This window comes from Acidocella sp., assembly GCF_035535915.1.
In the GTDB taxonomy this organism is placed as follows: Bacteria; Pseudomonadota; Alphaproteobacteria; order Acetobacterales; family Acetobacteraceae; genus Acidocella.
Window position 1 is genome coordinate 19,402 of the sequence record NZ_DATLPB010000108.1, and the last position, 21,147, is coordinate 40,548.

General features: G+C 58.9%; 15 protein-coding genes and 1 pseudogene. 8 read left to right on the forward strand and 8 right to left on the reverse strand.

Annotated elements, in window-relative coordinates; all coding sequences use genetic code 11:
- Positions 1-136: 136 nt before the first annotated feature.
- On the reverse strand, positions 137-1,216 hold the full coding sequence (locus VNC39_RS14105; RefSeq protein ID WP_325400285.1) for an HNH endonuclease: 1,080 nt from the start codon (positions 1,214-1,216) through the stop codon (positions 137-139).
- Between the two features lie 194 nt (positions 1,217-1,410).
- Here VNC39_RS14105 and VNC39_RS14110 point away from each other — a divergent pair, with 194 nt between their 5' ends.
- The 5 genes from VNC39_RS14110 to VNC39_RS14130 all read left to right on the forward strand — a co-directional run bounded on the left by VNC39_RS14110 (position 1,411) and on the right by VNC39_RS14130 (position 6,424).
- Positions 1,411-3,246, forward strand: coding sequence for a KAP family P-loop NTPase fold protein (locus VNC39_RS14110; RefSeq protein ID WP_325400286.1), 1,836 nt, complete (start codon positions 1,411-1,413; stop codon positions 3,244-3,246).
- Between the two features lie 243 nt (positions 3,247-3,489).
- Complete coding sequence (locus VNC39_RS14115; RefSeq protein WP_325400287.1) at positions 3,490-4,023, forward strand: hypothetical protein; 534 nt, start codon at positions 3,490-3,492, stop codon at positions 4,021-4,023.
- Positions 4,016-5,323 (forward strand): Qat anti-phage system QueC-like protein QatC, encoded by a 1,308-nt coding sequence (gene qatC, locus VNC39_RS14120; RefSeq protein ID WP_325400288.1) that lies wholly within the window; start codon positions 4,016-4,018, stop codon positions 5,321-5,323. Before VNC39_RS14115 ends, qatC begins: the two co-directional genes overlap by 8 nt.
- Positions 5,320-6,063: a Qat anti-phage system TatD family nuclease QatD gene (gene qatD, locus VNC39_RS14125; protein WP_325400289.1), complete on the forward strand. Its 744-nt coding sequence runs from the start codon at positions 5,320-5,322 to the stop codon at positions 6,061-6,063. Before qatC ends, qatD begins: the two co-directional genes overlap by 4 nt.
- 106 nt (positions 6,064-6,169) lie before the next feature.
- The gene (locus VNC39_RS14130; RefSeq protein ID WP_325400290.1) at positions 6,170-6,424 is read left to right on the forward strand and encodes a type II toxin-antitoxin system HicB family antitoxin; all 255 of its coding nucleotides are present in this window, start codon (positions 6,170-6,172) and stop codon (positions 6,422-6,424) included.
- A 579-nt stretch (positions 6,425-7,003) separates the two neighbouring features.
- Here VNC39_RS14130 and VNC39_RS14135 read toward each other — a convergent pair.
- The 5 genes from VNC39_RS14135 to VNC39_RS14155 all read right to left on the reverse strand — a co-directional run bounded on the left by VNC39_RS14135 (position 7,004) and on the right by VNC39_RS14155 (position 13,595).
- On the reverse strand, positions 7,004-7,729 hold the full coding sequence (locus VNC39_RS14135) for a hypothetical protein (protein WP_325400291.1): 726 nt from the start codon (positions 7,727-7,729) through the stop codon (positions 7,004-7,006).
- 13 nt (positions 7,730-7,742) lie between these two features.
- Complete coding sequence (locus VNC39_RS14140) at positions 7,743-8,072, reverse strand: hypothetical protein (RefSeq protein ID WP_325400292.1); 330 nt, start codon at positions 8,070-8,072, stop codon at positions 7,743-7,745.
- Positions 8,069-8,299 (reverse strand): hypothetical protein, encoded by a 231-nt coding sequence (locus tag VNC39_RS14145; protein WP_325400293.1) that lies wholly within the window; start codon positions 8,297-8,299, stop codon positions 8,069-8,071. Before VNC39_RS14145 ends, VNC39_RS14140 begins: the two co-directional genes overlap by 4 nt.
- A gap of 723 nt (positions 8,300-9,022) precedes the next feature.
- Positions 9,023-11,221 (reverse strand): bifunctional DNA primase/polymerase, encoded by a 2,199-nt coding sequence (locus VNC39_RS14150; protein WP_325400294.1) that lies wholly within the window; start codon positions 11,219-11,221, stop codon positions 9,023-9,025.
- Between the two features lie 1,123 nt (positions 11,222-12,344).
- The gene (locus VNC39_RS14155; RefSeq protein ID WP_325400295.1) at positions 12,345-13,595 is read right to left on the reverse strand and encodes a tyrosine-type recombinase/integrase; all 1,251 of its coding nucleotides are present in this window, start codon (positions 13,593-13,595) and stop codon (positions 12,345-12,347) included.
- Positions 13,596-14,231: 636 nt separating this feature from the next.
- On the opposite strand from VNC39_RS14155, the gene VNC39_RS14160 reads away from it, so the two are divergent.
- The 3 genes and pseudogenes from VNC39_RS14160 to VNC39_RS14165 all read left to right on the forward strand — a co-directional run.
- A complete protein-coding gene (locus tag VNC39_RS14160; protein WP_325400296.1) occupies positions 14,232-15,131 on the forward strand; it encodes a hypothetical protein in 900 nt (299 codons plus the stop codon).
- Entirely contained in the window at positions 15,122-15,556 is a 435-nt protein-coding gene (locus VNC39_RS17480; protein WP_408840784.1) for a pentapeptide repeat-containing protein, read from the forward strand. Before VNC39_RS14160 ends, VNC39_RS17480 begins: the two co-directional genes overlap by 10 nt.
- A gap of 410 nt (positions 15,557-15,966) precedes the next feature.
- Positions 15,967-16,514: pseudogene (locus VNC39_RS14165) on the forward strand (IS5 family transposase); the annotation flags it as partial.
- A 90-nt stretch (positions 16,515-16,604) separates the two neighbouring features.
- On the opposite strand, the gene VNC39_RS14170 reads toward VNC39_RS14165, so the two are convergent.
- Together VNC39_RS14170 and VNC39_RS14175 are read right to left on the reverse strand one after the other, a co-directional pair.
- Positions 16,605-18,050, reverse strand: coding sequence for an efflux transporter outer membrane subunit (locus tag VNC39_RS14170; protein ID WP_325400297.1), 1,446 nt, complete (start codon positions 18,048-18,050; stop codon positions 16,605-16,607).
- Positions 18,047-21,130 (reverse strand): efflux RND transporter permease subunit, encoded by a 3,084-nt coding sequence (locus VNC39_RS14175; RefSeq protein ID WP_325400298.1) that lies wholly within the window; start codon positions 21,128-21,130, stop codon positions 18,047-18,049. The genes VNC39_RS14170 and VNC39_RS14175 overlap by 4 nt, the downstream gene beginning before the upstream one ends.
- Between the last annotated feature and the right edge of the window lie 17 nt (positions 21,131-21,147).

Here is a 21,147-nt window from a genome sequence, read left to right on the forward strand (position 1 = left end):
CCATTATCTTCAGACATTCGTTTCTGAGGGACCACGATATCGTGGCAGGAACCGAAACCCATAATCTCCGCAACTCTCGCAAGGAACTTTTTTCTGTCCATTGCAACACCCGTTTTTGATCGAAGTCCATCAGTAGTCACTCTGCCTCAATAGGGATGACATCATGAAATTTTTGATGACACGATTCGCACATGACCAAAAGATCGCGTGGCGATTCTGTACCTCTGGGCGGGTAATTATTGTGGTGAACATTAAGCTTGTCTTGTTTGCCGCACACTTGGCACTTGTATCCAGCACGAGCATAGGCCTTACGCCTAATCTCCGCCCACTCGGCACTCTGCAAGTAGTCAGCGTAGGGCATCCGCGCGAGCTCTCTCTCGCGGTGTGAAGGAGACGGACCAGCCTCTAAAAAACAGCCTATATTCTCGCTGTCATTCTCCGGTCTGGTTTTCATATATCCCGAATTTTTATTGTAAGTTTCTATAAGGGAACTGCCTCTATAGTGCCGCACCGTGCCGTCGGCACAATACTCCAATGACTCTTGCTGCTCATAATGACACGAGTCACACACTCGCTTGGGGCCTCCACTACGCTGGTCGTAGACACACTTAAAAGATGCGCTTCTAGAGGAAATGTATATTTCTGATTGACACATTTCACAGTGAAAGCCACTGGGGATTTGTCTATATTGTTCTGGTATCTGCGTGATGGATTTCATGCCTGTGCCGAACAACGACAAGAGATCATCAACTCGAATATCCGGAAAATTCCAATAGGTTTGCATAAGGCGTTCAGCGAAATCCTCGACCGCCCATCCACCTTCAACCGCGGCAAACTTTTCTCTTACCTGACTCAGTCGGAACGCCTTCAATTTTTCAAGTAGCGTTATCTCGATTTCAATGCGGGACATCTCCATCTCAAGCAAATCCAATGCTGCAGACACGATAGCTACCTTTGTGGGGTCTCCAGATCTTGGAGCTAGCTTCTTATGTATGCGGGCTATGCTACTTATCTGACGAACGCTCAACTTTACTTCGCCAGTGGAGTTTACAATTTTCCCAATTCCACGGACGAACTCCTTCTGCCAGCGGGAAGTCAGGCGATTCTTATTGACTCTAGCCAGATTCACGAACGCTCTGACTGCCTCAACTTCTTCCAGCGTGAGGATGTGCCAAGCCGGTTCGAAATTATCCTGCTCATCATTTTCGGTTGTCATGCCGTACCAGCGTATCATTTAACTAGTTGTTAAATCTAGCCCCCGCCGGATGAGGCGGTCCGGGCAATCCCGACACATCATGGCCAGTCGCGCTCGCCGTTCCACCCGGCCTCTCGACAGAATCGCCGTTGTGTGTACTCTCAGCTCAGACTGCGCCGCCTTCGTAATAACAATGACTAACCAGGGCATTCCAAATGTGGGCTGATGTCGAGACCGGTGACGACCTACTGAATTACGGAGAACTCGCCGAAGTTGTCGCAAATATGCTGGACGATCCTCGCATGTTACCTCTTTCCATCGGTATCTCCGGTGGCTGGGGCACCGGCAAGTCCTCGATGCTGAAACTAATTGAAACAAAATTGCAGGCGGCCACCCTGGAAATCGATGGCACACAGGAAGCCAGTGCGGGATCGCCGTCGCGTCGCCGCTTCATCGTGGTCCACTATGATGCCTGGTTATACCAGGGATTTGACGACGCTCGGGCGGCGTTGATGGAGACAATCGCCACCTGCCTTGTCACCGAGGCCGAGAACAAACCGAAGTCCGTTGGTGAGAAGGCGCTCAGCCTGTTTCGACGCGTCGACAAGCTGCGTGCGCTCGGCGCCGCTGCTGACGGCGCTCTAATGTTGGCGGGCGTGCCTACGCTGGGCGCCGTCTCGAAGGGGCTCGGCGCAATCAGCCGGATCGTACAGGGGGACGCCGATGCAGAAGATGTAGCCGAAATCCAGGATGGCCTAAAGGCGGGCAGGAAACGCCTCGACGGTGTATTGAGGGCCGAGGAAAAAATGACGCCCCCCCAGGAGATTCAGGCTTTCCGAGCCGAGTTCGCTGCGGTGCTCGCCGACCTGAACGCGGTCTTGGTGGTGTTCATCGACAACCTGGACCGGTGTCTCCCGGCACAGGTTATCCATACCCTAGAGGCGCTCCGGCTCTTTCTGTTCATGGGCAACAGCGCGTTCTGCATTGCAGCCGACGAGGATATGGTGCGCCACTCAGTGCGCAAGCATTTCGACGGCATGGAGGGCGAGCACGTCCGCGACTATCTGGACAAGTTGATCCAGGTGCCAATTAGGGTTCCCCGCCTCGGAATCCCGGAGATCACGAGCTACCTGATGCAGTTATTTGCTGAAATCCACCCGGACGTTCCGACAGCCAAGCTCGACGTTTTGCGCAACGGCATACGCCTGATGCTGCAGCAATCGTGGAACGGCGATCCGCCAACTGCCGCATCCGCAGCCAGGTTCGTGTCCGACCCGCCGCCGCAGGATCTCCTGGCAGCGTTCGAGCTGGCTGAGCGCATGGCGCCACTGCTTGCCAACGCCAGCGCGGTCAATGGCAACCCGCGCATCATCAAGCGCCTGCTTAACACAGTTCGGATTCGGGCCAAGCTTGCGGCGGTGCGCAAGGTGGAAGCCGACGAAACGATCATCACCAAGCTCGCCTTGTTCGAGCGCTGTATGGGCGACAGGGCGGCCGCATCCCTCTATTCGGAGGTACTGGCGTCACCCGGAGGAACATCGGACCGCATTCGGGTAATGCAGGAGGCGGACAAGGCGGACTTCAAGGCCGGGTGCCCAGAGGAATGGCACGGCGCCGAGCAGGAGCGCTTCCTCAGTGAGTGGGTCAGCCTGGAACCCCAACTCTCCGGCGTGGACTTGCGCGGCGTTAGCGCTCTGAGCCGCGACTCAATCGCGATGGTCGGACGGCGACGTGGCCTGTCGGCGGAGGCCAGTCAAGCCATGAGCGCCCTATCGATGGTCAAACGGCTCCCATCACCAACCGCCGATAAGATCGCAGCCGGCATCCCACCGGCGGAGCGTGCGGACGTATTCAGCCTATTGATGACCGCAATGCGACGGCAAGCCGATTGGAACAGCCCGCCACCAGAACTCAACGGCGCTCTGGTGCTGGCCAAGCTGGATCCCGCCATCGGGAGGGAGCTTCGAGGCATTCTAGAAGACAAGCTCGGCGCCAAGCCGCCCCCTTATGTGGTTAGCCTCTTGAGGCAGCTCGAACCGAAGGCGAGCTGACACGTGGGCACGTCCACCCCCCATCCCGGTTCCGGGCCAGGTACACCGCTAGTGCCGCCGTGGGCCGACCCTAGTAATCCCGAGCCGTCCCCGCCGGCCGATCCGCAGCGCTTCAGGCAATTTAGGACCGAACTCGGCAGATTCGCGGCGAGCGGCAACGACAGCAATCTGCGCGCTGCGCTGGGACATTTTGCCAGGACGGCAAGTGGAGGCGCAGCCGCCGGAGCGCGCCGGACGACCTCTATGATGGCTGCCGGGGCGAGCGCGTTCACTGCGTTCAATAGTCCGGGCGGCATCGGTGCCGTATTGGCAAGCGTTGGCGTGGACCTCGCGTCATTGCGGGGTGCTGATCTGAACACGGTCATCGAGGCGATCGCCCGGGCCTTCACCCCGGACAATGCTGATGACGCCAAAATCGAGGAGGCACTGCGAGCGGCCCTCGACGAGGTGCTTCGGGACGATCCTGACTTCAACGTCGAGACCTTCCAGGGGTTCGACGACGACACCTACGTCAATCTCGTCGCGGCATTCATCGAGAGCTGCGTGTTGCAACAAATCCTGTCTGAGGCTGGGCCGGGATGGGACCGCGCCGACGACGCGGTCCAGCAGCAGGCTAGGGAGAACGCGCTCCGTGAGACAATCAGGGCGGAAGTCGGCCATCACCTTCAGCCGCTGGTTAATCGGGGCATTACATCCATGTCCAGGGATCAATTGACGATGGCTCAGGTCGCGATCGTGGCTGGCGTGCTCAGAAGCTGGGAAGCAAACGATGGTTGACCTAATTATGCACGTAGCATCGCCTCCAGCCACCATCGTGGGGGGCCCTGTAAACGCCGTGCTTTACAATGGCGTGGCCAGTGTGGGCACTCCGCGGATCGGCGGCCCCGTCCTCCGGGCCGTACGTAGGCTCGGACGAAAACCCAGCGTTGCCGCCTTTGATCTGCTGACGGTGGCGCTTAGCGTCACTGCTGCTGATACCTTCGTGAGCCGGCATCGACATTCCGATGTCGGATGGGGGCGCAACCTCCACGTCGTGGTTCCTTTGGTGAATCCTGAACCGTGGGCTGAAGTATCCCTAAGCTTGACCAAAGCGCTTGGTTTCCTGACGGGGGATCGCTGGTCGTTCGAGTTCTCAGCCGGCGGCGTCCCGGCACCGACACCGATGCGACGCGGGAGCCTTACTGACCTCCGCGGCGTGAATTGCATATCCCTATTCTCCGGTGGGCTCGATAGCGCGTTGGGCATATTGCAGTTGGTTCAAGATGGCGCACACCCCTTACTAGTGAGTCATGCCTACCGTGGCGACGATGCAAAGCAGCGGCTGGTGCGTTCGCGAGCCTTTCCTGATCTGCCGCGCTTCGCCGCCAACCTGCGTCCGTATTGGCCTGGGTCCGGAGGCCATGATACCACCATGCGGAGTAGAAGCTTCGACTTCCTTGCACTTGCCGCTGTTGGTGCCAGCGTGGTGCCGAGTGATCCGGTTGGCAGGATACCATTGTATGTGCCAGAAAACGGCTTCATTGCGCTCAACCCGCCCATGACGAGCCGTCGGATCGGGTCGCTCAGCACCCGCACAACGCATCCAAACTATCTCCGCCTTGTTCAGGAGATTTTCGACGGCCTCGGTGTTGCAGTGACGATCAAGAACCCGCACGAGTTTGATACGAAGGGCGAAATGGTCGAACGCTGGAAGGCGATGCCCATATTTAGGGCGATGGCGGGTGGGACTGTTTCGTGTGGCAAATGGAAGCGGCGCAACCAGCAATGTGGGCGCTGTTTGCCGTGCCTGATTCGTCGGGCATCGTTCCATGCCGCCGGGATTTCGGATCCGACCCCAAGTTACGAGCGTATCCAGCTCATAGATGTTCTCGCAAGCCAGGATGGCGAAGAGCGAGGTGACCTACTGGCGGTAATGGGCGCCGTAGATCTGCTAGGTACACCCGTGTTATCCTCCAGAGTAGGCGCTTCCGGCCCCCTGCCTGCGGACGCTGCTATGCGCGCGAGGTATGAAAACGTGGTGAGCCGCGGCTTGATCGAACTCAGGGACTTTCTCACGGCGTCGGGGATTCAGGTTTGATCGACTTCCACTGCCATCTAGACCTATACGCCGATCCCCACGCAAATGCCGCGCGGTGCCGAGATAGCGGCGACTACATTCTTTCCGTCACCACGAGCCCGCGGGCTTGGCACGGCACGCTCAAGCTAGCGATTGACGCTCCGAGGGTTAGAACCGCCTTGGGCTTCCACCCGCAACTCGCCCACGAGCGCCACACCGAACTTCCGCTCTTCGAGGCGTTGGTCGGGGAGGCACGCTATGTCGGTGAGATCGGGCTGGACGGCGGACCGGAACACCGCGCCCATCTTGAGGTTCAGACCCGCTGTTTACAACGCATCCTGACGGCCTGCTCCCGTGCAGGGGGGCGAGTCATGAGCATCCACAGTCGAGGCGCGGCGGACGAAGTCCTCGACGTTCTCGAACAGCAACCCGAGGCCGGCATCTCGGTGCTGCACTGGTTTAGTGGTACCCGCAAGCAACTGGACCGCGCCGTAAAATTAGGTTGCTGGTTCTCGGTTGGGCCTGCGATGGTGCGTGGTCTGAAGGGTAGACAGCTCCTTGCGGCGATGCCGCGGAACCGCGTGCTGACGGAGACGGACGGTCCATTTGGTAAAGGCGTCGACGGACCGTTGATGCCCGGGCAGGTTGGTCCCGCCGTCGCCGCTTGCGGTGCGACGTGGCAGATTGATTTGACGGAGGCCCAAGATCAACTCGACTCGAATCTGCGGACGATAGGCGGCCTAGCCATCGCCGAACCATAGCGATAAGCGAGAGACGTCGGCGGCGCCCCAGATAATAGAAGAGGCAAAATAGCACTGACCCGCCGTTAAGGGACAGATCGGATTAAAAATGATAATTAGATTTTACGTGGCAATTATCGAACGCAGCTCGGACGGATTCGGAGTATTCTTCCCCGATGTCGATGGGTGTACCAGCGCCGGCGATACGGTCGAGGAAGCCACCGCCAATGCGTCCGAGGCTCTGAACAGTCATTTGGCATTATGCCTAGAGGATGGCGAAGCCCTGCCTGAGGCGCGGGATTCTGACGCTATCGAGCGCGATCCTGATGTTGATGAGGTCGCACGGGTCTTGATCCGTTATTCAGTCCGCGCGCGGGCATAGAGCGCCTTAGTCATCGTGTCGCTTAAGTGCGGAAGAATCGCGGTGGCGAAATCATCCGGCCAGCGTCGCGCGATCGCGGCAAGCGCACGCACAGCCGACGGCGCGTCCGATCCAATGGCAACCGCCGGCGGGGTGGAAACCGTCACGCCGCCGCCGGGTAGGTTTCCACGTCCACGCCCACGACGCCGGGTTGCCATCCAGCGCGCAAGGGCGACCGGATCAACACCGCCGGTTGAATCTTCACAGAGAACGCCTCGCAAGATCGCTTTGCTGATGGCTTGATGCGATACGCCGGCAACCCGGCCAGCCTCACGGCGTGATAGGATTTTTGTCATAGTGGTAACCTTGATTTTTGCATGCAGCTAGAGCTACATCGGGCGCGGGCAATGCCCGTGTCAAATTTTAGACGCCAAGGACCCGTTACCCCCCCCGGAACGATACAGGGAGGGGGCATTTAGGGTAGGCTCTGGATGGCTGATATGTTCGGCCGCACAACACAGAACAAAAATCTAACCACCCCTGTCAGCGGCGTTCCCTGCGGATTCTGGCGGCATGTTGTTCGCATGCCGCCATCCTCAATTATCGCCGCCAGGTTTCGCCACGTGGCGAAAGGATACCGTTCACATAGACACCTGCGGCAAGCGGATCGCTTTGCGAACGTTGCGCATATTCGATTTTCACGCGCTCAAGTTCAGCGACGCGCTGCCAACGAGCTTCTTCAGCGAGGCGTTGGTTTTGTGCATTTAGATCGGCGATGCGCTGCGAGTCCTGGCGTTTCTCTTCGGCGGTCTTCCAAAAATTCGTCTCGACAATAGGTTCAGCGGCGGTATCGACGCCCCCAAGGACCAGATCAGGGAACGATTGCAGCACATCATTATTGTACTTGCTCATGTCCCCAACGACTACCCGGCATTCATCGATCAGTTCGAGCATCTGGGCTTTCAGGGCAGCGTACCGCGCGGGAAACTCGGCGAGGTGCTGATCACGCCGGCGGACCAGATCGGCCTTGCGCTCGACCGCAACGGCGCGCTGTTCCAAGACCCGCGCCGCCTTGAGCCGCTCGGCAAGTTCGCCGGCGATGTGTTCGACCTGGGCAATGTCCTGCGCCGCATCTTCCGCCGCGTCGGAAGCCTCGCGACGCTGGGCCGAGGTCAACGACCATTGATCGCCGGCAAGCCGCTCTTGGGCCTGTTCTTGGCGGCGCTGGGCATCGGCTTTTGCCGTTCTGGCATTGCCCAACGCCGCCTCGATAGCGGCGCTGGAATCATTCGCAGGGGTGAGGGCTTGGAGGGTCTGTTTGTTCATTGGATTTGAGCTTTCAGTTGATATTGCAGATAGCGGTGTGACCCAGGACCTTACGAACGTAGGCGAAAGCCTGCGATGCACTGGGGAATGTCAGCCAAGCCGTCGCGCCTGCCTCGATCGCTTTGGCGGCTTCAAGTACCGAGCTCCGACCCCCGATGGCGTCGTTTTCCCGAAACCGGACGATCACATGAACGTCGCCTTTGCGCTTGAGGCTGGGCACGCGAGAGCCTTTGAGACACAAGGCGATGACCGCGCCGTAACCCTTTAGGCTCTCCGGTAGCTCGTGGTTCCGAAAAACGCGGCCCATCGTAAATTCAGGCCAATCGAAAATTTTGTGGTTCATCTCACGCCCCGCTTCGCCGCCGCGTTCATCCGGGTCGCCAGTTTCTTCGCGGCGGCTTTCTCGGCAGAAGCCCGATCGATGACCTGGCGCTGTTCGGCCGCAGCCTGGAGTGCCGGAATGCTTTTGTTGAGATGCGCGTAGGATCGATGCGCCTCTTTGGCGGTTTTCTTGGTGCTGGATTTTTCGGGCTTGGCCGATGAACCGACCAGATGAGAAAATGAACTCATAAATTGAAACTCCATCGAAGGGATGCAGCGCCATCCGGCGTTGCAGGGGGCGGCGTTAATCGACTAGGTTCGGCATTCGCCGGCTATTGATCCAAGCCTCTAAATCTGATGTCATCACAAAGATACGGCCACCGATCTTTGTCACAACGGGCCCGGTTCCGGCTTTGATGTAGCGATCGAGCGAACAGACTTTTACGCGCGCACGGTTTGCCGCTTCAGATCTACTTAGCAATTCCGTTGATAGTTTCATAACACCATTTCTATTTTGACAGAGTCGATTCAGCATCGCTACCCCTTTCGTCAGGAAGGCGGCAAGCGCAATGCGTTGCAAATTTTCAATTTAATTGATTCTTTTTTGCATTAATTGAACCCTAAGAATGTAGCGTACAATATCAATTTCTATATTCACACGAAACTCTTGATTGCCACATCCTTAATATGACCAAAAAAAATGACAGATGTCAGCCAAAAATTTTACAAAATCTATTATCACTACAAACACCCAACGCATTTTTTTTACAGGGCTTTGCCTAAGAAATACCCTTAGCTATCAGTGGGTATGTGAAAATAGTTATAATAGATTTTATAGCACTTCATTTAGAAAAAACCGCAGTGCAATAAATAATTTTTTAAGATGTATTATAACATCTACTTTCACATAAGCTCCACAATCACCACAAAAAGCTGACCACCCATAACGGCCTTTGTTCTGCCCCTTTCGCATCACGCAGCACCTATCGAATAGCGAGTTGCTGGAGCACCCTTTCCGGTCCCGCCCTCCTTTCTAACGGCAATAACTTCACCGCTTTGCGCGAGCGTCATTAAGATCTCCGTTCGCTCGCGGCTGGGAATCCTCCATCCTTTTCGGACGAGTTCATATTCAGTCGCCGGGCCATGCTTACGGATCAGGCGCAAGGCGGTCTGCATGTTCTTCGCATATGGCGTGTCCGCCACGTTCTCGCTTGCTTCGCGTAGCAGGGTATCGACGCAATGCTCGGTCAGCGTCCGCGCCCAGGCCATGTCCGCACCGGTGATGACCGGTGCCCGCGGATTGCGCGACACTGCCTTGACCAGCGCCAATTTTGTCGCGTTCTCGGTCAGTCGACCAGCAATCGCAGTGACGTAGGTGCCGGCGCTCTTGCGTTGGCGTTGCAGCTGGCAATCATCAAGCGCCTCATAGGCCGCCACGGCCTCGGTCGTCATCGGCACGGTGACGGGTTCCGGCTTCGTTGTCGCCAACATGAGCTGGCCCAGCTCACTGCCGGGCGCGTCATCGGCGCCCTCGGCGATCGCCTTGAACGCTTCGATCAGATCCGACGGTGGGTCGATATGAGGCGGCCGTTGCTTGTCCGGGTAGCTTTCCGGCGTAACGAAAATAAGGAACCGGGCGAGCAACCCATCTTCGAGCGACCCGGCGGCGATCGCCTTCCAGAATTGCCGCGGCGTCGTGGTTCCATACATGCACGCGTGCGGCTGCTGGATATCCTCACGCGGTCGTCCCATTTTGGTCTGGTCCGCATATTCAGTGCCACTGACAAAATTGCCTGCGGCACTATAAAGCGTCTTTAAGCGCTGGGCGATTTGCTTACGGTGCGGCGTCGATTTCGGCCCCAACACGTCATCCAGCCAGTCGCCGAACTCGTCGATTTGGAACAAAATGCACGGATGCCGAGCGAGCGCCGTCATCATGGCGGTTCCCGACGCGATATCCTCGCCCCCCATGTATTGCGTTAAGCCGGCCGCACCAAAAATATCCTTAAGCCTTTGGCGCGCGTGATCCTTGCCGCCGCCAGAATCGGCCACCCCAACCGCGTAGATGTTGCTCCGCAAGTTGGTCGGCGTGCGATACTTGCGCCCGGCGAGCGCGCCGATCGCCGTAATGCCGGCGGCGAGCGCCAGGAACGGTTGCGGCGAAATCGCAGTCGCGTTGCAGTAATCGACGAACATTTTCAGGGCGCCGTCGACGTTCATAATCTCGTCGCTCACCGGTAGCGGTTTCGAGGTCGCGGCACGCTGTAGCGCCGTGTTGGCGTCGGCGTGCTTTGCCAGGAACGGCGCGATGTTCGAAAGATCCGCCACCAACTGGGGCTGCATTGCCGGGATCTCGCGCGGCCGGCCCCTGCCCTCGTCATAGGACCGGCGCAAGGTCCGTTCCGCGGCGCGGAAATCCGCGCACCGCGGCCGAAGATCGGCGAGCGCCAACGAGAGCGCCGAAAACGCCTCGGCGTCGGCCAGTTCGCCGCCCCCGACGATGCCACCGATCGAGAATCCGACGCGATTGATCGTGTCGTGCTTGGCTCCGTCCGGCGCGTTGCGGATCTCGTTGCAAGCGCTATCGAGCGCGGCCCGGCCGTATGGCGTTGCGTCGTCTACGGTGGCCGCTGGGCGTGCCGGACGGTCCGCCGCCCCCGATGGTGCAGGCGCCTGGGCGGGCTTACACAGGGCCTCAAGCCAAGCCGGTAAATCAGCGATATCGACGTCGGGGTTCTCGATGCTGTAGCCCGGCGACGGCGGGACTATGATATAGCCCCCCTCGCCTCGCACATCCACGCCGGGCGCGATCTTGCTGGCGCTGTTGCGGATCTCGACATCGGGCGCCCGAAATAGGAGGTGAACGCCGCCGCTCATTGTGCTGTGTATCCGGGTCTCGGGCAGGTCGGCGAGATGTGTTGCGAGCCAATTCTCGCCACCATGCCGCGGGTCGATATCGACCGCGATCAAGCCTGATGGTTTGCCCATTCTCATCCCGATCATCGCCGTTTTTGAAATGGAAAAAAGCGATTTGATGCGGGTCGGATCCGTGGTCGCTGCCTTCAATCCACCGGCGCAAACCGGCGCTTTATCCGCACCGCACGGAAAGACCGGCCAGCCGGCAGCTGCGATCGAAAGAGCAGATTCAAGAATAGGCATCGACGCGGTCACTTGCTATTCTCCATCGCTCGCAGACTTACGGCCGCCACGCTCCGCGTCTTGTGGCCACGGACACTTTGAACGACCTCACCCCATTCGCAGCCGACCTTGGCCATCGTGCACAGCCACGCTATACAGTTTGCGTTAGCGGTTGCCTTGGCTAGCCAGAACCGGAGCAGATTCAATTTTCTATAGAAAAAATTTATGAGTTTTAAACTCATCGTACGGAATCTTTCGCAATTCTGCGCTTGATCGTGAAGTCGGCACTTCCTACTACTAAATTGCCGCTAAGCAATTTTTCGCTAGCCTACCGCTCCCCGTGTCAAATGCGGCGAGTTTTTCTATTCTCTTGAATTTGGCTGCCAACACGGAACGGGCATGGGAAGCCCCCTACGACACGCCATAGCCTGAAGCTGGTTCACGCTGAACATACAGCAAAAGCGACTACGCCATGCGAAGCAGCGTTAGCGGAGAGAGCCTACTAACCGACCTTTACAGATGGGAGCCGGATATTTGCAGGAGGCAGCGAATCCATCCACGCCAATCCGTGCTGGACATCGATCAAGGTTCGACGACCAAGCTTGACGGCGCGCAGATGACCGGCAGCCAGCGCAACGTAAGTTGCTGACCGGTTCATCCCCGTCAATGTCTGCCAATCTGGAATAGTCGTATATCTTGATTTGCTCATCGCGTTTTATTCCACTGTATCTCACACGACTGCCCAATAACAGCACGCGTGCACCTGGCGGCAATACGGCAGGTTCGATAAATCGAAGGAAATCTCTAAGTTTTTTATTCCAAAATGGAACGCTGCAGCCATTCAATTCGGGGGTGACACCGAATCTTCGGTGCCCCCCTAATTTCTACTTACAAATTGTGGGCGGAACCCGTCCCTCAGATGTCGCGCAGATTGTTAACCATACTAAGCACGGAGCAAAGCACGGACATCTTGCTTCCAATGTGCAGATATTGTCTCCGTCGGACGCTCTCGGTTTGCCCACGGGCGCTCGCGTGGTAGTCTTATCGTGGTCTTCGCTCATTTTGACACTCTCCATGGGCGGGGCCATCGGCGGGCGGTGTTCCACCACCGCTCGCCACCCCATTACCGCCAAAAGACCGGGCGGCACGGTATCTGTTATGCCTCTCGAACCGCTGCCTCGGTATCGGGTTCAACTTCAAGACCATAAGGCTTAAAGTTTGCCCGGATCGTATCGGACACGTAGCTAGGGCTAAGGTGCGCGTAGTGCTTCGCACAGACGGCCTCGCTATTCCCAAGCTGCGCGGCAATGACGGACATCGGCGTCCCTGCCATGGCGAGACGGCTAGCGTGGGTATGGCGGAGGCCGTGAAAAGTGATGCCAGGGCAAATGCGTGCCGCCTTGCATGCCTCAGCTAGCGGTCTTTGACTGTAACTTTTTCCCCACGCGCTGCCGTCGCCCCGGACCAACAATAGGGCGCCCGCAGGCTTTCCGGCTGACAAACGATTGAACAATTGCACGGCCTCGGCAGTCAACACCACCGACCGGGGCTTTCCTCCCTTGGCCACGGGTATGCGCAGGCTGCCGGCGTCGAGGTTGAGGTCTATTGCCTTTGCTGCCGCCAGTTCACCATAACGGCAGCCGGTCAGCAGCGCGGCCTGAACAAGATCGCGGAAAGCCGGACTGCTAGCATCGATAAGTCGTACTGCCTCATCATCGGACAAATAACGGATTCGCGGTTGGCCAACGTTTTGAAAGGGTTCGACGCGGCGCCACGCGTCGTCACTCGGCACGCGCTGTTCACGGAACGCCAGATTAAGAGCGGCTTTCAGGTTCGTCAGGACGCGGTTTGCGCTGGCGCGGCGTGCGCGCATTGCATCGGGGGTGCTGGCCTTGGGCGCAGCTTTGCGCGGCTGCGCATCGGGCTTATTGCTCACACGCAACCTGGGAGCAGCAGAGGCTAGATCCCGCAACCAAGTCCGGATCATTGGCGCAGTCAGCCGCGCGACTTGCTTATCACCGAGCGTCGGCAGTACATGGGCGTTAAAAGCGGTTTCTAAGTCTTTCAGAGCCTTTCCGCCACGACCTGTATAGTCAGCAAGATAGTGTTCTACGGCTTCTTTCACCGTGAGCGGCTCGGCCTTCCTGCCGTCAGCTCGCATCAGTTCGCCAAACCATTTGGCAGCCTTCTCCTGTGCCTGATTGAAGGTAAGGGTCACAAATCCGTCAGCTTCGAGCATGTCATCGGCAGTACCAAGCGATAAGAATTGTCGGGACGGCGTCATTTCGCGCTGGTAAAACTGCGCAATCCAGGTACCAGCCTTACCCCCGGCCAAACGCCGGTAGCCGACCAGCCGGCCCTGTTGGATGGTGCGCCAGTATGGCTCCCGTCGAGGCGTCAATTTCAACCGGGCGGTCCGGCTATCAAGACGTTCGTCCCTTGCCTTCCTCGGCATTGCAAAAGCTCCATTCTGGCGCGCGTTGAGCTCGAACCGCGTTACCGCCGTTCGTTCGCGCTACGAGAAACACATACGGCAAATCGGGGTGCGAAGTCTATACGGCAAACGTAGTACAGAACAAAACAGGATGTCTACGGAAGTAATTTCAATATGTTATATGAAACACCAAACACTCTCAGACGCTATAAAGCGCTATTTACCACCCTCTCATGGCGGTAACATGGGTTCGAATCCCCTACGGGACGCCAATCTTTTCAATGCGTTACAAGGCCGCTCGAAGCCGGCGTTAGCGTTTAGCTACACGCTAGCAACAAAGCTTTCTTATTTTCGCGATCTCTTGGGCCCGTTATCACGTTTCCGTGATCACCCTTCGCTGCTCCACAACGGACAATGGACGCCTTGGTGCCGCGCCCCTGGTGACGCCACAATGGATCATCGTGACGCGAGAAAGACCGCGCCGCTCGAGCAGGCAGCTCCCGATGATACCAAGTCCCCTGTGGGAGGTGCTTTTGCCCGCGTGTTACGGGAGCAACTGCTGAAGCGCAGCCTAGCCTCCCGAGAAGCGCTGAAGAAGGTCTACCATTCGTGCAGCAATGGGCGTTTGAGTGGAAGAAGCTTCGCGATCAGTTGGGGACCGGCTGTACGGCTTATCCGCACTATTTCGATAGTTACGGAGAAACTCGATCTGGTGTCGTTGGACAGTACCTTCAAAGGCAGGCCGAGGTTTTCCGTTCAGCGTATATTCGCACGTTTTCTCTAGCTGTTAGCCAATGGCAAATGCCGTTGGAGAGAGCGCTAGACGAACTTCTCGAACACATCCCAGCCGTAGGTGGGTTTTTCGAACTTGAACCAACAGAACGACCCGAATGGCTTAGAGACTTTCCTGAACAGTGCCTTGCGGATGACAGCGATCTTGATGGTCTTTTGAAGGAACACATAAAACTGGCACGCTGCGCACCATCCCGGTGGGTCTCGTTTGTCACTCCATTCGATACCGGGCGGGCAAAATATGGAGACCTTTATGTCGGAGCTTACCTTGTCACCGACGAGTTTACATTGGATCCCGATCAGGATCTTTTCGAGCCCAGCGCTCCGATCTTCATCAAAGACACATTGTCCGTTGCAGGATCGTATCATGCAACTAGAATAGAAGACGTTACAATGCAGGGTCACACGGGCTCCGCTATACCATTCTGCACGAGCCTCTTCCCTATGCCGCATGGTTACTGGCAGAGCGACTATTTCGCGATCGGCCTCCCTGTGGTTGCGAATTACTGCCTACCGCCTTGCGCCAGCCTGCGGGTATCAGGCGGCGCCATCGAAGTCGTCCTGGCAGGCAATGTCTTGTCACAAACCAGTGTTTGGAATGATGCGTGGAGCCCACGCTACCCGAAGGGCGGTACAACGCGGTGCGGCGCCGCGGCCGAAGTCAGCTCTGAGACGCTTATCCGCTTCTTGGCCAGAAGATCGAAATCATGCACTTAAGTCAAAACTGGCTTGATAATTCTAACGCCCCCCAAAACCCCCTTTCCGAGCCCCCATCCTTTGGCACCATTGAGCAGACACCTTATGGGATAAACTTTGATGGCGCCAATTTAGCTTTGGCGCGTTTGACATATGCCAGACTGATTTCCGCAAGAATGCATGGTGTATATTTTGATTCTGCAATCCTATACGGCCCTAATTTCGAGGGCGCTGATGTATCTGGAGCATCTTTTGACGATGCTGATGTCACTCATGCAGATTTCGGGCAAGGTACAGATGCATCGAACATAACTCAGACACAACTTGACGAATCCTGTAGTGACCCAGGCAATCCTCCGATACTACCACAGGGCTTAAAGCCTCCAACCCGGACCTGTTCCAATAAGTGGGAGGTAATCGGCTACAGTGATTCATATATCCATTGATAGTTGTTTGGTGCCCTCATTTACGTCCCATGGCCAGGTCGGGCTGCACACGTACCGCTCATTACTCCACAAATATACGTGATTGCACCGGAAAAGGCGCAAGCCTGGACGATCCAGTCGGCTATAGATGGCAGCGATTCCGCGCAAGACGCATTCGCTCGCATGGTGCGCGAACAGTATCGAGAGCGGACCGCGTAAGGCTGCGACGGGATCGGTCACGAGTTCGGTTAGGGCATCCGTAATGCATTCCAGCAGCTGGTCTTGTAGCTGGCCGACCGTCTTGCATCGGTGGAGCGCCGGCGCCTGCTCGGCCGGAATTGCCATAAGACGGGTCCGAACCCGCGCCAGGCTCTCGCCGACCACCTGGGCGACTAGCTCGACTCGATCACTTTCCCGGCCTCGCGCTTAAACTGTTCGATCGTATCTTCACCGCGTTGGCGACCGGAGGCCGGAAGCCTGAGCGCGTCATGATCGACGCCACGCATTTGAAGGCCCACCGCACAGCAGCGAGTCTGGCACAAAAAGGGGCTTTCCCCGCTGTCTGGGACGGACAAAAGGCGGCCTGAACTCCAAGCTGCACGCCGTCTGCGACGAGGTTGGCCGACCGATCCTGCTCCACCTCACCGCCGGTCAGGTGAGCGATCATAAAGGGGCGAAGGTACTGCTGCCCCGCCTGCCCAAGGCCGCCACGCTGATTGCCGACCGCGGTTATGACAGCAACTGGTTTCGCAATAGCCTGGTTGAGCGCGGTACCATCCCATGTATCCCGCCGACAAAGAACCGCAAGCAGGCGCTCGATTATGACAAACCGCTCTACCGTCAGTGCCACAAGATCGAGAACATGTTTGCCAAACTCAAAGACTGGCGGCGTATCGCCACACGCTACGACAGATGCGCGCACACCTTCTTCTCAGCCATCTGCATCGCAGCCACAGTCGGATTCTATCTCAAGGAATGAGTCCTGAGCCTAGCTTGTCCGTCGCGGCCGATCGGGGGCTGCGCCAAGGGACGCGAGCCCGCCTCGTCGGCTGATTCACGCCCAACAAAATCATCCGGCCGATTTTGACGGCGCCGGCCGGCTTTTTTTCGGCAAAATTATCGCGCCACCACCGACTGCTTCATAGAAGCTGATCGCAGCGGTGTCGGCCGCCGCAGCGGCGTCCGTGTTATCCATATCCGCCTGTTGGCGTTGTTGCTCAGCGTCAAGAAGATCCGAAAGGTTGGTGAGGCCATGGCCGAACAAAATCTGCGCAGCGTTCAGTGCGCGCGATGCGGATATCTGTTCGCGCCTTGCCGTCACCACTTCCACGCGTGACGCAGTAATTTCGGCAAGGGCAGTATCGACGGCGTACACCCCGTCAACCACAGCTTCGTGATAATCCTCGATTCCCGCGGCAAGATTCGCCTGCGCGGCCTTTGCCGTCTCGTAGCGTTGTCCCCAATCGAGCAGCGGAATGGTCACGCCAGTGCCACCCCCCAGCAGCGTGACCTTATCCGGCAGTTTCGCGCCGGTTAGAGAGTCGACGACGCTGCTTCCCATGAAAATCGAGAGCGAGCCGCCCAGGGTGAATTGCGGATAGAGGTCTGCCGTGGCAAGTCCTAGAGTCGCAGCATCGCTCGCGACCTCTGCTTCCGCCTCGATGATTTGGGGGCGAAGCCGTAGCAGATCAACGGGAACAAGATCGGGAATGAATTTGGGCGCTGACGGGATCGGCGCCGCAATCATAAGCTTTGCATCCGGTGCCGTCTGCCCCTCCAGTGCCGTGATGCGCGAAATGTCCGTGTTGATGGCAAGCTGTACACCGGGCAGCCTGAAGGCAAGCCCTTCGGCATGAGCTTGTGCCCGCGCAACGTCGAGATCGCTGGCAACTCCCACGCCGGCCTGAATCCTGACGAGGCTCACGATATCGTTAGATTCGCCAAGCTCGGCCTGGAGCAGGCGCTGCTCCTGCTGATCGGCGCGCAGATCGACGTAGGCTTCCGCAATCTCCGCTACCACGGCCACCTGTGCCGCTTGCCGCGCCGCTTTGGCTATGTCCAGCGCCGCCGCAGCGCCTTTTTCGGTAGCACCGAACCGGCCAAACAATGGTAGGACCCAACTGGATTCGAGCGTCCCGAAGGACGTTAATTGGCCGGGAGAAGCGCCTGGCAAAGCATGGCCGATTGGTGATAGTTTTTCGGTTCCAACGCCGCCAGCCGTGTCCAATGACGGCAACAGCGCGGCATTTTCCGCGCTGCCGATTGCAGCGGCGGCGGTTATCCTGGCTTTCGCCGCCTGGAGTGTGAAATTCTGCGCCACCGCTTGATCGACCAGCTGGTCGAGCACCGGATCGTCGAAATATGTCCAGTAGCGCGAAAGATCGACCCTCGGGCGGCTTGGAACCGGTGCGCCTTCGAAAGTTGCAGGCAACCGCAAGGCCATCGGCGGTTCCGTATGCAAGCCGCAGGCGGCCAGCATCAACGGTAAGACAAGCACCAAGCGGGAATGTTTCACTCGAAATCCGTAGGCACGGTCGTGACCAACCTCGCAAATACAGGCGCGAGACGATCGGTAACGTTGCCGATCAGCACGTAGAATACCGGAACAAGGAACAGGCTCAGCGCGGTCGAGGCGAGCAGGCCGCCAATCAGCGCAAAGGCCATCGGTTGGCGCAGCGACGCCCCGGCGCTGCTGGTCAGTGTCACCGGTATCATGCCGGCGACCATCGCCATGCTCGTCATCACCACCGGCCGTGCGCGCCGCATACCGGCATCGCGTGCCGCCTGCACCCTCGGCAGTCCGGCGCGCTCGCCGGTCAGGGCCGCATCGACCATCAGAATAGCGTTCTTGGTGACGATTCCGAGCAAAGCGAGCAGGCCGATCGATGATGACAAGTCGAGCGCGAAACCGCCAAGCAGCAACGCGAGCAATGCGCCGCCAACGCTCAGCGGCAGGGTGGCCAGAACGGTCAGCGGTTGCAGCCAGTTGCGGAATAGCAGCAACATCACGCCAAGCAGGACGAGCAGGCCGCCGCCGAGGGCCACGCTAAATTGCGCGAACATATTGCGCATGAATTCCGCGGCTCCGAGGTCGAGTTCAGTCACACCGTCCGTGGCAAGGGGCCTATAGGCCGGCAGCGCGCGCAACTCGTGCAGCGCCTGCCCGAGCGTCGTACCCGGCAGCAGATCCGCGCCGATGCCTGCCATCGGCGTGCGATCCACCCGCGTGATCAAGGCAGGGCCAGGTTGGATACCGAGATCAGCGACCAAGGCCAGCGGTACCTCGCCGGCTCCCGCCCGGATCGGCAACTGACCGAGTGCGGCCTCATCTGCGGCGCCGGCCAGTTCCAGGCGCAGCGGAATCAGCGTGCCCGCCTCTGAAACAACCGGCGCAGCGGGGAGCACGGTGCCGGTGGCCAGGACGAGCGTCCCGGCGAGATCGGCGGTAGTGACCCCGAGCGTCGTGGCCAACTCCTCCTTCAAAGTAATGCTGATGTCGGTGGCATACGGCGCCAAGCTGGTCTGCACATGCGACAGCCCGGGTAGGAACGCAGCCTCGGTAGCCAAATGTTGCATCGCCTGGCCAAGCACCGCCGGGTCCCCGCCAGTGAAATCGAGTTCGACATCCCGAGAACTGCCCTGGTCGGTCATATGCCAGTCGAGATCGGGCACAGAGTCGAGCACCGTACGCAACTTGGCTTCGAACTGCGTCCGGGTATCGGGCCGGTCGGCGCGGAGCAGCACGGTGATCGCAACGTCGTTCGGTGCCGCCGGATTGGCGCCGATACCGCCAGCGTTGCCGCCACCGCTAAGCGTAAAAACGCTCTTGATATCCCTGTGTAGACGAGCGGTATCAAGCAACACCCGGCTCAATCCGGCGGCTTCCAAATCCGCGGTCTCGACGGTGCTGCCTGGTGGCAAAATGAGGGCAACGTGGGATTCATCCTGATCCTGTGCCGGCAGAAAACCGATGGGCAGCAGGCTCGCGACCAGCACGGTCAGCGCCAGAACGCCGCCGGCGACGATGAGGCAGGTACGGGGATTGGCCAGTCCTCGATCGAGCCAGACGCGGTACTCCTGCAGCCAGCCGGCGCTCGATTCCGGCCGGCGTTGCTGCGAACCATGAACCAGAAAAAATGCCGCAAGCAGCGGCGTAAAGAGCCTTGCGACCAGCAGCGAGGCAAACACCGCGACGGCCACTGCCAAGCCGAAAGGTTTGAAATACTGCCCGACCACGCCTTGCATCATACTCACCGGCAGAAAGACCGCGATGATCGCGAAACTAGTGGCCACCACCGCCGGACCGATTTCGTCCGCCGCATCGAGCGCCGCCCGGTAGGGACGTTTGCCCATGCTGATATGCCGCTGGATGTTCTCGATCTCGACAATTGCATCGTCGACCAGAATGCCCACCACCAACGCCAAGGCCAGCAAGGTGATGGAATTCAGGCTCTGGCCGAGCAGCATCAGCACCAGAAACACCGGCAACAAGGAAAGCGGCATCGCCAGCGCCGCGATGACGGTTGCGCGCAGATTGCGCAAAAACAGCCATACGGTTGCCGCCGCCAGAAGCAGCCCCTCGAGGAGCGCCTCAAGGGCGGTGTCATAGCTCGAGCGCGTCTCATCCACCGTGCCGGCGACACGGGTGAACACCAGTCCAGGGTGGCTAACGGTCAGATCGTTCAGAGTGGCCTGCACAGCCCCGGCGAGTTTGAGCGCGTCGCTCCCCGGAGACGACCAGATCGCGAAGGCAACCACCGGCGAACCGTCCAACCGTGCCAGCGTAACGGCCGGCGCCGCATCTTTCCGCACCGACGCGATGGCGCCGAGCGGCACCGACACACCAGACGCAAGCGCGATTGGCAAGCCGCTGAGCGATGCCGCCGAATCGTAGGCGGCACGCGTACTGACTGGCGCGGCTGCACCGTTCACCATGCCAGTCCCTGACTGCGGAACCCCGACCGCCGCCCGAATCTGCCGGTCCAACGCCGGCAGCGTGAGGCCAAACGTCGCCAGCCGCGCCGGGTCGGCGGCAATCCTAATTTCCGGTGATCGTGCGCCAAGCGCCGTAACCGTAGCGACTCCCGGCAGGTCGGATAGGGCGCCCATCACCCTGGTCCGCACCAGATGGCCGAGTGCCAGCACCGACAGCGACGGATCGGCGACGGCATAGGTGAGAACGGGGCCGCCTTGCGTTTCCAGCTGCGTGACGCTGGGCGGTTGCAGCCCCGGCGGGAGCCGTTCCCGCGCAGTGTCGACCGCCGCTCGGACGGCAGCAAGCGCCGCGTCCGGATTAACGCCGATGTTGAATTCCACCGTGATGGTGGCAATGCCCGAGGCTGTCTGCGACAACACATGATGCACGCCGGCAATCGCCGCAACGGCGTCCTCGATCGGCTCCGTCACCGATTGCGCAAGGTCCGCAGGATCGGCCCCCGGATCGACCGCTGTGACCACGGCCACGGGAAACGACGTATCGGGGCTAAGCGTAACTGGCAAGGCGCGAAACCCGAGCACGCCGCCCAGCGCTAAGACCAGAAACAGCACGGCAACCGGCATCGGGTTGCGGATTGCGTGCGCCGACAGGTTTCTCATGAGCCCGCCGCGGCCGC